This window comes from Bacillus sp. B15-48, from assembly GCF_016879755.1.
GTDB lineage: Bacteria > Bacillota > Bacilli > Bacillales > Cytobacillaceae > Mesobacillus_B.
The window spans coordinates 39,229-52,871 of the sequence record NZ_WOFU01000017.1 but is presented as its reverse complement, the minus strand read 5'-3'; the positions used below and the strand labels follow the sequence as shown (position 1 = coordinate 52,871).

General features: G+C 38.2%; 10 protein-coding genes and 1 pseudogene. 9 read left to right on the top strand and 2 right to left on the bottom strand.

The window, feature by feature from the left end:
* Positions 1-500: 500 nt before the first annotated feature.
* The 3 genes from GNT69_RS24010 to GNT69_RS24000 all read left to right on the top strand — a co-directional run bounded on the left by GNT69_RS24010 (position 501) and on the right by GNT69_RS24000 (position 4,646).
* On the top strand, positions 501-3,104 hold the full coding sequence (locus GNT69_RS24010; RefSeq protein WP_203557518.1) for a molybdopterin-dependent oxidoreductase: 2,604 nt from the start codon (positions 501-503) through the stop codon (positions 3,102-3,104).
* Between the two features lie 19 nt (positions 3,105-3,123).
* Complete coding sequence (locus GNT69_RS24005) at positions 3,124-3,702, top strand: 4Fe-4S dicluster domain-containing protein (protein WP_203557517.1); 579 nt, start codon at positions 3,124-3,126, stop codon at positions 3,700-3,702.
* Between the two features lie 83 nt (positions 3,703-3,785).
* A complete protein-coding gene (locus GNT69_RS24000) occupies positions 3,786-4,646 on the top strand; it encodes a dimethyl sulfoxide reductase anchor subunit family protein (RefSeq protein WP_239094451.1) in 861 nt (286 codons plus the stop codon).
* Positions 4,647-4,775: 129 nt separating this feature from the next.
* Here GNT69_RS24000 and GNT69_RS23995 read toward each other — a convergent pair.
* Positions 4,776-5,121: pseudogene (locus GNT69_RS23995) on the bottom strand (transposase); the annotation flags it as partial.
* Positions 5,122-5,976: 855 nt separating this feature from the next.
* Here GNT69_RS23995 and GNT69_RS23990 point away from each other — a divergent pair.
* Genes GNT69_RS23990 through GNT69_RS23980 form a run of 3 tightly spaced genes read left to right on the top strand, consistent with a single transcriptional unit; the run spans position 5,977 to position 8,971 of the window.
* Positions 5,977-7,143: an acyl-CoA dehydrogenase family protein gene (locus GNT69_RS23990; RefSeq protein ID WP_203557516.1), complete on the top strand. Its 1,167-nt coding sequence runs from the start codon at positions 5,977-5,979 to the stop codon at positions 7,141-7,143.
* A gap of 23 nt (positions 7,144-7,166) precedes the next feature.
* Positions 7,167-7,952, top strand: coding sequence for an electron transfer flavoprotein subunit beta/FixA family protein (locus GNT69_RS23985; protein WP_203557515.1), 786 nt, complete (start codon positions 7,167-7,169; stop codon positions 7,950-7,952).
* Between the two features lie 17 nt (positions 7,953-7,969).
* Positions 7,970-8,971, top strand: coding sequence for an electron transfer flavoprotein subunit alpha/FixB family protein (locus GNT69_RS23980; RefSeq protein WP_203557514.1), 1,002 nt, complete (start codon positions 7,970-7,972; stop codon positions 8,969-8,971).
* Positions 8,972-9,224: 253 nt separating this feature from the next.
* On the opposite strand, the gene GNT69_RS23975 is transcribed toward GNT69_RS23980, so the two are convergent.
* A complete protein-coding gene (locus GNT69_RS23975) occupies positions 9,225-10,169 on the bottom strand; it encodes a DMT family transporter (protein ID WP_203557513.1) in 945 nt (314 codons plus the stop codon).
* Positions 10,170-10,290: 121 nt separating this feature from the next.
* On the opposite strand from GNT69_RS23975, the gene GNT69_RS23970 reads away from it, so the two are divergent.
* The 3 genes from GNT69_RS23970 (at position 10,291) to GNT69_RS23960 (ending at position 13,641) form a co-directional block, all read left to right on the top strand.
* A complete protein-coding gene (locus GNT69_RS23970; RefSeq protein ID WP_203557512.1) occupies positions 10,291-11,181 on the top strand; it encodes a LysR family transcriptional regulator in 891 nt (296 codons plus the stop codon).
* Between the two features lie 313 nt (positions 11,182-11,494).
* Entirely contained in the window at positions 11,495-12,517 is a 1,023-nt protein-coding gene (locus tag GNT69_RS23965; protein WP_203557511.1) for an ABC transporter substrate-binding protein, read from the top strand.
* Between the two features lie 119 nt (positions 12,518-12,636).
* Complete coding sequence (locus GNT69_RS23960) at positions 12,637-13,641, top strand: FecCD family ABC transporter permease (protein ID WP_203557510.1); 1,005 nt, start codon at positions 12,637-12,639, stop codon at positions 13,639-13,641.
* The last annotated feature ends 2 nt before the right edge of the window (positions 13,642-13,643 follow it).

The following is a 13,643-nucleotide window of genomic DNA, read 5'->3' as shown; positions in this document are numbered from 1 at the left end:
AATGGAAAGGGGAACTTCCACAGCTTCGGATGTATGCATGGAGAAGTTCAAAGTGTAAACCCGTAAACGTGGCCCTTCCAAATAAATGGTTTTATAAAGAGAAGGGTCTTGTTTCTCTTGTAGATATCTACAATGAACATCATCCCCAACGGGGATAATCATGGAGGAGCCGTATGCGATGACCCGCACGTACGGTTCTGTGAGAGGCGCATGAAATTTTCATGCGCCTACTCTATTATTTTGGGAAAAGTGACATTAAATTGAAATTCATACTAGTTAATATAAATAACTAGTATTTTCGTCCTTATATATATGACAACTTATTACTATTCAAAGTTCGTTCATTAATCATCCATTTTATTACCATATCGTTTGTAAAAAGCCACAGTTTTTATATGTTAATTATGTTTCAGGCTACAATTCAGCTTTTTGAACCTTCTTGTATACTTAAATTTAATAGATATTATATGAACAAAGTTACAAAGGAGGAATAATATAGCATGGGAAATCTTATCGATAGTGTATTGAATAAGAAACTAAATCGGAGAAAATTCTTAGCCGCAAGTGCTGCGGGTACTACTTCTTTGGCACTCTCTGGCTGTGGTACTCAACTTACTACTGCCGGTACAAATAATACTGCTACTGCAACTGCTTTGAACGGTGAAGAAACATGGATCTCCGCTGCATGTTGGCATAATTGTGGTGGTAGATGCGTCAATAAAGCTTTAGTTGTAGACGGTGTAGTTATTAGGCAAAAAACGGATGATACTCATCCTGACAGCCCTGAGTTTCCACAGCAAAGGGGCTGCCTTCGTGGTCGGAGCCAACGGAAACAGGTCTTTGGGGCTGATCGTTTGAAATATCCAATGAAACGTAAACATTGGGAACCTGGCGGAGGAGATAAATCTCTACGAGGGAAGGATGAATGGGTACGTATTTCTTGGGACGAAGCACTTGATGCTGTAGCAGGTGAAATTAAAAGAATTTATGCAGAGCACGGCCCTGAATCAGTTATTGGCAGAGGTGGAGAGGTTTTCAAAGTTTTAGCAAGTAAGGGTGGTCATTTAAATATAGCTGATTCAAATTCATTTGGAACATATTGTCTTGATGCTACAAAATTAGGATTATCCACTTTTGATTTAGGTAATGCAAATGACCGTTTTGACCTTAAAAACTCTGAGACGATTGTTTTATATGGGTGCAACCCTGCATGGTCTTCGGGAGGAAACCCATCATGGCATTTAATGCAGGCCAAAAAAGCGGGAGCACAATTTGTTTTTGTTGGACCACACTTCAACTATAGCGCAGCTGTTTATGATGCAAAATGGATTCGTGTACGACCAGGCACAGATACGGCTTTTCTGTTGGCGGTAGCCTATACGATGATTACCGAAGATGATCCTAAAGAAAATCCGATTATTGATTGGGATTTTCTCAATCGTTGCACGGTTGGTTTCGATGCTGACCATATGCCTGAAGATGCTAAAATCAATGAAAATTTTATGGATTATGTCTTAGGTAAATATGATGGTCAACCGAAAACACCGCAATGGGCAACGGAGATTTGCGGTACACCAATCGAAGACATTCTCTGGTATGCGAGAGAGATTCGCAAAGATAAAAAGGTTGCTCTTTTGCATAGTTTTGCGGCTGCTCGTAATAAAAATGCGGAGAATTTCCCGCAAATTTTTATGGCAATTGGTGCGATGGGAGGACATATGGGCAAACCGGGCCATTCTACGGGGTCCGTATATCACGCTGGTGCAGCAAATGGAGGACCAGCTTTAGTTACTCCTGGCAACAAAGGGCTCCCTGGTGTACCAAATCCAATTACGGACTTCATTACTGCTCCGAACCTTTGGCAGTCTGTTCTTGATGGTAAATTTAACTCTACTGGTTTCTTTACAGAACCTAAAAATATTAAGGACCTGGATCTTCGTATGATTTACTGGGAAAACTTTGCACGTTTTCAAACGAGTCCTAACTTGGTAGGGGGGATTGAGGCCCATCGCAAAGTTGACTTTGTCGTTTCCCATGCTCAATTTTTCAAACCTGAAGCCCAGTATTCTGATATTGTTCTTCCTGTAACTACACCTTGGGAAAATGCTGGTGGAGGTTTATTAACAGGTAATAGAGAGATGCTTATTTGCTACTCACAGGTTGTAGAACCACTTTATGAAGCTAAGAGTGATCAATGGATTGCAAAAGAATTAGCTAAACGTTTAGATATTAATCTAGAAGAAATATGGCCATTCGATGAAAAACAGCAGTTCTTTAATGAATTAGCAAGCTGTCAGGTTATTGCTGAGGATGCGAAAACCTACGGACCATTGGTAACCATTACTGCTGCAGATATTGCTGAATGGGGAGTAAAGGGTGAGCCGCAACAAGGTAAAATTTCCTTGAAGGAATTTATTGATAAGGGAGTCTATCAAGTCGAGCGTTCTGAGGGTGATCAATACGGCTTTATTGGTTACGAAGATTTTGTTAAAGATCCAGAAAATAATCCGCTCTCTTCGCCTAATGGTAAATTTCAAATCTATAGTGATTGGAAAGCGGATACTCTAAATGGGTTTGGTTACGGTCCTGCTGAATGGAAGCCTTATCCAACCTATACTGTACCAGTTGAAGGTTATGAAACTACTTTTGCGGACTGGGGTAACAAGGTTAAGGGTGATTATCCATATCTCATTTTCAATCCGCACTATTTACGTCGTTCGCATACTGTTTTTGACAATATTCCTTGGCTAAGGAAAACTTATACGAATCCAATCTATATTAATACGTCTGATGCAGCCGAAAAAGGAATAAAGGATGGAGATACTGTACTTATTTGGAACGACCATGGAAAAATTTTACGTCATGCAAGCTTGACGGAGAGTTTAATGCCTGGTTGTATTGCCTTACCTCATGGTGCTTGGATGGATATGGATGAAGAGAAAGGTATTGACCCTGCAGGTGCAGATAATGTCCTTTGCGGACCAGTTAGCAGTGGCATGGCTGTGAGTGGATATAATAACTACAATTGTAATTTTGAGAAATATCAGGGCGATCCGTTGATTCCTGACTGGGAAACACCTCTAAGAACTGTAAATTTGGATTAGGAAAGGAGAGTGAATCGTAATGGGCCAAAAAGGATTTTATTTTGATGTAAGTTCTTGCATAGGTTGTCGAACATGTGAGATAGCCTGTAATGATAAAAACGATTTAACGGCAGGTGTTACATTTAGACAAGTCTCAACTTATGAAACGGGGATTTACCCTAATTTAAATATTTATCATTATTCAGCTTCATGCAATCATTGTTCCGAAGCAAAATGTATAGAGGGCTGCCCAACTGGGGCAATGCACCGTGGTGATGACGGGACAGTACAACATGATGCGAGTAAATGTTTCGGGTGTAAATATTGTACTTGGAACTGTCCATATAGCGTACCTAAATATAATGAAGATGAAAAAAAGATTGGAAAATGTAACTCTTGTATAGATTTGCGCGACGTAGGTGAAAATCCAGCTTGTGTAGATGCCTGTGTGATGCGGTGTCTGAAGTTTGGTGATTTGGATGAATTAGAGAAGGAATATGATGGAGATTTAGTAAGCGAGATTCCGATATTACCTTCTGCTAGCGTTACGACGCCATCTCTCCTAATTAAACCTAAGAACTGTGCATTAGAATCGAATTACAAGAAAAGGGATGTGTAAAGAAAGTTTTATCATATTGTAGCCAACTGTAATGCTGTAGGTGGCAAATATATGAGATATAAGCAAAATAAGGAGGTTTTCCAATGCTAACGATTTTTGCGAAAGAATGGCCTTTGTTAATATTCACTTTATTAACACAATTGGCAGTTGGGGCGTATCTGTTTTTCGTCATCATCCGTTCTTTTCAGAATAAGATAGATTCGAAAGTAAGTACTAAAGTGACAAAACGGGGAATGTTCTTTGTCGGACCGGTAACGGTGCTTGCTCTGTTCTTCTCCATATTTCACCTAGGAGATCCATTTGGTGCGTATCGTTCCCTTGGGAATATCGCCACATCCTGGTTGAGTCGTGAAATTCTTTTTGCTGGTTTATTCTTCGGGCTTTGGATTGTATCCTACTTGATGGAACGTAGAGGGAACTGGAATTTAATCATTGGCTGGGTTACATCTATTGTAGGGCTTGTCTCGATTTTTAGTATGGCAAGTATTTATGCGACAACCGTTTTTCCAGCTTGGACCGATCTTAACACGTACTTGGCGTTTTACGGAACGACTATTCTTTTCGGGGCAGTTGTTTCAATGATGGCAATTCTCATAAGTAAAGAAAGTTCCGAAGGATTAACTACGGTTTTAAAGGGTATCGGGCTGGTAGGATTAGCAGCAATTATTGTCCAATTAGTGTACATGCCGGTTTTTGTAGCAGGACTATCATCCAGTGGAACAGCAGGTTTAGAGTCTGCGAGCTTACTGACTGGTTCATTAGCGGTTCCTACGATTATCCGCTGGGTCCTATCTATCGTTGGACTAGTTATGATTGGATATGTATTTACCAAATCAAAGATTCAACAGGCAGGTTTCAGCCTTGTATACACGGCATTTGCCCTTGTGATTGTCGGTGAATTTCTTGGTAGACTCGTTTTCTATACAACCGGTATACCGATGTGACGATTGGATAGACTGATATTTTTCGAAAAATTGAGCTTGGGACATAACTAGTTTCTAAAATAAGAAAAAAGGTGAAATCGACGTCGGTTTCACCTTTTTTCATTTAAATCCTATATTTTAAGGTAAGCCTTACGTCCTTACTATGTATTTTCTTAAATTAACGGCCATCAATGCGAGGCCAACATCGTTCTCAACCTTCAATTTTCCATGGACTGAAAATCGAGTGAAACCTAAATTAGCTTCCAAGAATCCAAAAACTGGTTCTACATCGATTTTCAGATGACGGTAAATCGCGCCTGTTTTCTCTTCTGAAAGCTTCTCTCGTACCTGTTCTTTTTGTTGTTCCCATTTTTCATTGATTATCAGCTTACGGTTAGTACCTTCTCGCGCTACATGACGTTCGCAATGGACAATCTGTACAGTCTTCACATGCGTAAATTTAAAATTGGCGCTTGAATCCTGTTTTATCTGTGCGGGTTCAATGATATTAAAACGTCAAAACTCCCCTTATTTTGAAGCAAATATCGATATTTCCCAGTTTAGCCGTAATTTTTCCGTTTATTTTTCGGACGCAGTGAAATCAACATTCAGAAAAGTTTTAGAGGAATACAGTTTGAACCAACCATTAACAAACGATTGATTGGCAAATATTTATAAGACCAACGTTTTGTTGGACCCCCCCTAACGCCGCCATCATTTGCCTCATCCTTAATGAATCTAATCATTTGTGATACAAATATGAATCACCCCCAATTAATTAAAGCGCTTTCATTATTTATATTGATACAAAATGAAATCATAGCGAATTTCATAGAAGATTTTATGTCTTATGCAACATCGTAATGAAATAAATGAACTGTCGTTTAGGTATGTGGATAGAAAGTAAAAAAATAAGTTAGGATAATGAGAAAGCTTTAGTACAGATTTAAATACAAATAATGAGCGATATGTGGAAAATAAGAATTTTAAGTTGGCACGTTACTTGCATATAGTATTAATGTGAATTACTTAACAAACTTATCGCAGGTTAACTGGCTGTAAGACCCCCACTTCAAGAATTCGAAAGTAATAAGAATTGTAAGTGGGGGATCAACAGCCAGTAAACGCCCGATTGGTGAGACAAGGTGTTTCTTAGGGCTTCAGCCATTAGAAACGCCAGTCAGGCTCCGCGTGATAAGATTTTTGTTTGGGCTTCAGCCCTTAGAAAAATCAATCGGGCTCCGCGCGACTAACAATCAGTGGGGGATGAAGAAACCCCCCACTGACTGAAGTTTCACTTTATTAAAAGACTGCTAAAAATTAAGTCTTTAAGAGATATGGAGGTTTTATAATGATTAGTTCATACGAGTATTACCACATAACGGAAGAACAAGAACTAATGGTTGAAAGTGTTCGCGAATGGTGTGAACGAAATTTCACAGAAGAAGATGTAAAAGAATGGTGCAAAAATCATCGTGTTCCAGCCCATATTTATAAGTCTTGGACAGAAGCTGGTTTCGGACTTTTAGGGTTACCAGAAGAAGCTGGCGGAATCACTTCAGATAGCATGACTCAGGTTCTAGTACTAGAAGAATTACAACGATGTGCAGGAGTCCAGATGCCATTTTTAATCGCCATGCAATGTATGAACGATTTAACTCACTTTGGGACTAAAGAGCAAACAGAAGAAATTGTACAAAAATATAAGGCGACTGGAAAAGCAAATATCGTCTTGGCTTTATCGGAGCCAAACGCTGGGTCAGACAGTCAAGGAATGAGCACTGTTGTAAAACAAGTTGGTGATGAGTTCATTTTAAACGGAAATAAATGTTGGATCTCCAATGGGACCGATGCAGAATACTGCATTATCGTTGCAAAAGATGATGACCCATCTAGAACGAATAAAAGCCACTCTCTATGGTTAATTCCTATGAGCTTACCAGGTATTGATATTGTTCCAGCTGAAAAAATTGGTACGGATTTAATTCCTTTCTGTGACTACTATTTTAACGATGTGGAGTTGAAAGAAGAATATCGTTTAGGTGAAAAGGGGCAAGGCTTCTATTATTTAATGAAAAACTTTGAAACTGAACGATTAAATGTATGTGCCAATAATTTGGGATTAGCGCAAGCTGCGATGGATGATGCTGCTGCATATGTTTCACAACGAACAACATTCGGGAAAGAAATTAAAAACTATCAATTGATCCAAGAGAAATTAGTGCGTATGGAAATCAAACTACAAAATTTACGTAACCTTTTATATAAAACCGCTTGGGAAAATGACAATCGCATGGATGTAAGATTAAGTACTGCCTTATTGAAGCATTACAGTAATGAAGTAACAACGGAGATTACCGATGATGCTTTACAAATTTTCGGCGGGATTGGATATACAAAAGATACACGTGTTGGCCGTCTATGGGTTGATGCACGTGGTATGGCAATTGGTGGAGGTACTTCAGAAATCATGGTACACATTGCAGGTCGAATTTTACCAAAACTTTACCAAAAATAATAAGTGGCAGGAGGAGTAACGATATGAAAATTGTTGTCTGTATTAAACAAGTGCCAGATACAGTAGACGTAAAAATAAATCCGAAAACAAATAATATCGATCGTAATGGAGTCAAGAGTGTCATTAACCCCTTTGATATAAATGCGATTGAAGAAGCATTGAGATTAAAAGAAACATATGGCGGCGAAGTAGCAGTTGTGACAATGGGGCCACCTCAAGGAAGAAAAGCATTAAAGAAAGCTTTGGCAATGGGTTGCGACCACGGATATTTAATCAGTGACCGTGCATTAGGTGGTGCTGACACGTTAGCAACTGGTTATACATTAGCAAAAGCGATTGAAAAAATCGGAGACGTTGATTTGATTTTCTGCGGACGTCAAGCGGTTGATGCAGATACAGGCCAAACAGGACCAATCGTGGCGGAGTTTCTTGATATTCCACAGGTTACATTTGCAAGCGGGATTGAAATGGATGGAGACCACGCAATTGTGACGCGTTTATTGGAAAAATGCACACAAAAAATAAAAGTTAAATTACCTGTAATGATTACAACAACAAAAGAATTAAATGAACCCCGTTATGCCACGGCATTTTCCATTATGGAATCGGCGAAAAAAGAAATTACTGTGTGGAACAGTCAAGATATTGAATGTGATCCAAATCGGATTGGATTGGAAGGCTCTCCAAGTAGAGTACTATCCATTTTTCCACCTCAACATAAGACAGGAAATACGGTTTATCTTGAAGGTTCTAATGAAGAAGTCGCTCAACAAATTATTCATGTTTTAGAAGAACATAAGGTTATATAAAAGTAGGAGGGAAAAACATGACAGCTCAAGGAATTTGGATTTTTGCCGAACAAAGCAACGGAGTTCAAGACCAGTCAACCTTTGAATTATTAGGAAAAGCACTTGAATTGAAAGCACAATTAAATGAAGAGATTACAGCTGTATTATTAGGGTACCAAATACAAGGATTAACGGAAAAGTTAATTCAGCATGGTGCAGATAAAGTGATTGTCGTTGATAACCCTGTATTAGCATATTATAACCCTCGTCCATATGCAAAAGTATTAGAAGAATTATGCGTGAAGTATGATCCGTCGATCTTTTTATTTGCTGCAACTTCCTTTGGTCGAGATTTAGCTCCAAGAGCAATGGCTAAATTAGGAACAGGCTTAACGGCAGATTGTTTAGATTTAGAAGTAAATGAAGATGGCATTTTAGAACAAATTAAACCGTCATTTGGTGGGAATATTATGTGTAAAATTATCATCCCAGAAGCACGCCCACAAATGGTAACTGTACGACCGAATATTTTCCCAGTATTATTACCTAATATCAACCGAAGAGGGGAAGTAATTGTCGAAGCGATTACAGTTGAGGATGACTTTAGTTATGAAATAATTGAAGAACAACCATTGGTAGAGGAAACAGTAACATTAGAAAGTGCGGATTTCATTGTTTCTATTGGCCGTGGGATCGGAAAAAAAGATAATTTACGTGTAGTTGTAGACCTTGTTGAAGCGACGGGTGCTAAATTGGCTGTTACTCGTCCACTAGTCGATAATGGCTGGTTCACTCCATTTGATCAAATTGGTCAAAGTGGAAAGACGGTTAAGCCACAAGCGATCTTAAACTTAGGTATTTCCGGTGCTGTCCATTATACAGTGGGAATGCAAAACTCTGGATTAATTATTTCTGTTAATAGCAACAAGGACAATGAGTTGTTCAAGATGTCTGATTATGCAGCCGTTGCCGATATTAAGACGCTATTGCCTGAATTAGCAAAACAGCTGCAGAATAAAAAAGTTCCTGTACTTGTTTAATCGATAAGAAGATAGACTATTTGTTTTGAAAAAGAACCAATTTCTAAACATAAAATAAACGCAAACACAAAAGGTTATCACGAATTATCGGTATCTAAAAGACAAAGTTGCATATGTATTAATGCCGTTCCGTTGCTTGTAAGATATTGTACTTTAATAAAGTGCAATATCTTACAAAACTTAAAATTCTAATCCGTCCGTGCATTGAAGTGTTTAAATCCCCAGTCCGTACTCAATGCTATTGGATACTAACCTAGACTTTAGATCCGTCAACTGTTTGACTGAATCTTTTCCTCATAAAGGGCTTTTTAAAATTAATCTTAGCCGTTAAGACACCCATTAAGATAAGAGTTGCCCCCAAATATCCTTTTGCTGGGAGTGTTTCACTTACGAAAATAAAAGCAAATAATGCCGCGAAAACGGGTTCCAATGAAAAGATAAGACCTGTTTGCGTTGGAGTGGTATGTTTTTGGGCTACAGCTTGGCCGATAAATCCAATCGCACTGCATAGAACACTTAATGCCAAGATTGAAACCCATGATTCAGTTGTGCTAGGAAGATGCGGTCTTTCAAACAATAATGAGAATAACAGTCCCCATGCTCCTGCAACACCCAGTTGTAAAATCCCAAGTGTGATCGAGTCAACATTTTTAGTCAACTTACCTGTAACAATAATCTGCATCGCATAAAATAATGCACCTAAAATGATTAAATAGTCTCCGGTGTTGATTGTTAATTCATGATTCAATGTTAACAGAGCAATCCCGATGATAGCGATGCTCACGCCAAAAACGACTTTTCTTTCGGGTTTTATTTTGAACAATACCGCTACTAACAACGGAACAAATACGACTGAGAGACTAAATAAAAAGCCCGCATTTGAAATAGTCGTGAATTTTAATCCAATAGTGACAACAGACATGACTAAAAACAAGATGGTGCCTAATATAAATCCATAAAAAAACATTTTAAAATCAATCCGAATTAAACGCTTGTAAAATACTGCTCCGGCTAAAATAAAGGCGATACCAAAACGTAGTGCTACTAAGTTAAACTCTTGAAAAGAATCGAGACCCATCTTCATAAACAAATAAGATGAACCCCAAAGCATCGTAACGATTAGCATCAAAAAATTTGCCTTTAATTGAGTATTTGATTCTACCCCATTTACAATTCCAGACCATTTATTCCGATTCATCACCTGTCACCTATCCTATCAATTGATTAATAATTAGTATAATTGTAAAATTAACATTATAAAAATGAATGTTTTTAAAGTTAAGCATGAAAACTTTTCATGTTAAAGGAGTGGTTAAAAATTGTCTCTTGCTAAGTATGAGGTATTTCGTACCGTTGTGGAATTAGGGAGCCTTACGAAAGCGGGTGAAACACTCGGTTTAAGTCAATCTGCTGTGAGTCATGCGATTACAAGCCTTGAAACAGAATGGGGATTTACGATCCTCAATCGGGGACGCCAAGGGATCTATTTGACTAGTAATGGCGAGCGCGTCTTAACATACATACGCCATATTTTAAAATGGAACGAAGAAATGCTTCAAGAAATCGCTCATATTAATGGTTTGGAAATCGGTACAGTACGGATTGGAACGATTTCAAGTGTGTCTATTCACTGGCTACCTAAAATCATGAAAATCTTTAATGAGAACCACCCCTCTATTGAGGTCAAACTGCTGGAAGGGGATTATGATGATGTCGAGCATTGGATATCCAATGGTTTGGTCGATTTTGGTTTTGTGTCGCTACCGACCTCGAAATACTTTGAAGGGATTCCCTTAAAAAAAGATGAAATGCTCTGTATCCTCTCAAATGAACACCCTCTTGCCGGACAAGATGAGATTTCTTTTGAAATGATCAAAGAGGAGCCTCTAATCAAGTCGAAAAAAGGAAGCGACAACGATCTCATACGAATATTAAAAGAAAACAATGCGTCCCTTAATATAAAATACGAACTTTCAGATGACCAAGCGATTATTTCAATGGTGGAAAATAATATGGGAATTAGTATTCTTCCTGAAATGGTTTTACACCGTATTCCAACTAACGTCCGAACTCTCAAGTTAGAAGGAGAAAATTATCGTACAATTGGGATCGCTGCTACCTCTTTTAAAAACCTTTCTCCAGCTACGAATAAGTTCATTGAATATCTGAAATCATGGTTAAATGAGTCTTCACACTTAAATAAAATTTGAACTGCTAGTTACTTCATTTAGCAAAACTTTGATATACCGCACTTTTTGTTCACATCGAATATTACACACTCTCATCTTACGGGTGGCGTGATGTAATCACACCCCCTGAAATCTTTGAAATAGAAAAAGGTCTTGTGATGTCTTAGGACATGAACAAGGTCTTTTTATGTTGGGAGTAGTTAATTGCAAAAGGAATATTTTTAAAATTAAGTATTGATATTTTCAGACAAATGATTTATTATCAATTTGCGGTGATAATGATTATCATTATCGTTAAAAATAACGCGATTAACAGATTTCAGGAGGGAATTACATGTCTGCAAGTACATATTCATTTAGACAGAAAAAATCATTTTCTTTTCTTGTCATTATTTTAACCTTTGTCATGCTTTTAGCGGGGTGTGGAAATCAATCTTCACAAGAGGCATCAAAATCTAGTGAAAGTAAAGGTACAGAACAGACAGAACAAGAGGAAGCAACAGAAAATGCTCGTGAAATTACGCATGCCATGGGGATAACGAAGATTGAAGGGACTCCGGAGAGAATTGTTACGTTGTATCAAGGAGCGAGTGATGCCGCTGCGGTTTTTGGAGTCAAGCCAGTAGGTGCAGTTGAGTCTTGGCTACAGCAACCAATTTATGACTATTTAAAAAGTGATTTAGAAGGTGTACAAAACATAGGGGATGAAACGCAGCCGAATTTAGAGGAGATTGCTAAATTAAAGCCAGATTTAATTATCGCTTCAAAGTTGCGTCATGAAGAAATCTATGATCAATTAACAGCGATTGCACCAACCGTTGCACATGAGACCGTTTTTGAGTTTAAAGGTACTGTAGAATTAATGGGCAAAGCAATGAACCAAGAAGAAAAAGCAAATGAGATCCTTTCAGCTTGGAATAATCGTGTTGCTGATTTCCAAAGTAAAATTAAAGAGAAATTAGGTGAACAGTGGCCGTTACATGTTTCTGTTTTAAACTTTAGAGCGGACCATGCACGAGTTTATGTTACAGGTTTTGCAGGATCAATCCTAAGCGAGCTTGGCTTTTCAGGTCCAAAAAACTTACAAGACCCATCATTAGATGTAGTCAAATTCACTGATAAAGAAAGCATCTCTGACATGAATGCTGATGTATTTTATCTCTTTATGGAAGATGATGGGGCTGTTAAGAAAACGTATGATGAGTGGACAAATCATCCATTATGGAAAAATCTTGATGCTGTGAAAGCAAATCAAGTTCACACAGTTGATGAAATCATCTGGAATATGGGCGGCGGAATTAAAGCAGCCAACCTTATGTTAGATGATATCTATGACAGGTTTGAATTAGAAAAATAGAAAAAAAGCAAGGATAGGAGGGGGAAGGAATCTTTCTCCTATTTTTGTTTACTATTCAACTATTTAGGTCCGAACAATATTTTTAGTATGTAGTACACAGTATTGAAAGAAGGAGTAATATGGGAAAAAAATTTTCGCTACGACATCATAAAGCAGTTGGTTTATTCATTTGTTTTCTAGTATTTATTATATCCTTCGCACTAAGTATTTCACTTGGCAAAACAGCAATCCCGATACAGACGGTTGTAGATGCTTTCTTAAATTTTGATGAAACCATTACTGAACATGTCATTATTACAACGTCACGATTGACTAGAGCTGTTATTGCAACTGTCATTGGAGCTAATCTTGCATTAGCAGGGGCTCTTATGCAAGCGTTGACAAGAAACCCGCTAGCAGCACCTGATATTTTTGGAATCAATGCCGGAGCTTTATTTTTTATTGTTTGTGCTATCACTTTTTTTTCAGTTGACTCATTAACGAGTTACATGTGGATTGCATTTCTCGGGGCAGGGGTTGCCGGTGTGTTAGTGTATTTTTTAGGCTCATTAGGAAGAGATGGGTTATCTCCCGTTAAAATTGTCTTATCCGGTGCAGCGATATCAGCTCTCTTCGTTTCCTTTACACAAGGTTTATTAGTTATTGATGAACAAAAAATACAAAGTATATTGTTTTGGCTTGCAGGTTCTGTTGCAGGTCGGAGTATGGATATGCTGTTACCTGTATTACCTTTTATGGTTGGTGCTGGTCTTCTTACATTATTTTTAGGAAGACCTATTAATATTCTTATGACAGGTGAGGATGTTGCCAAAAGTTTAGGTCAAAGAACGGTCTTCATTAAAACCATGATCGGTGTAGCTGTTATTATTCTGGCTGGTGGATCAGTAGCAGTAGCCGGTTCTATTGGTTTTATTGGCTTAATTGTACCTCATATCGTTAAGGGGCTTGTTGGTTCAGATTATCGCTGGATTATCCCTTTTAGTGCTTTAGTTGGATCGAGCCTTTTGCTGTTGGCAGATGTAGCGGCAAGATTTGTCATTATGCCTCAAGAGATGCCCATAGGTATCATGACAGCTTTAATCGGTACTCCATTTTTTTTCTATATCGCACGGAGAGGGCTGTAAAA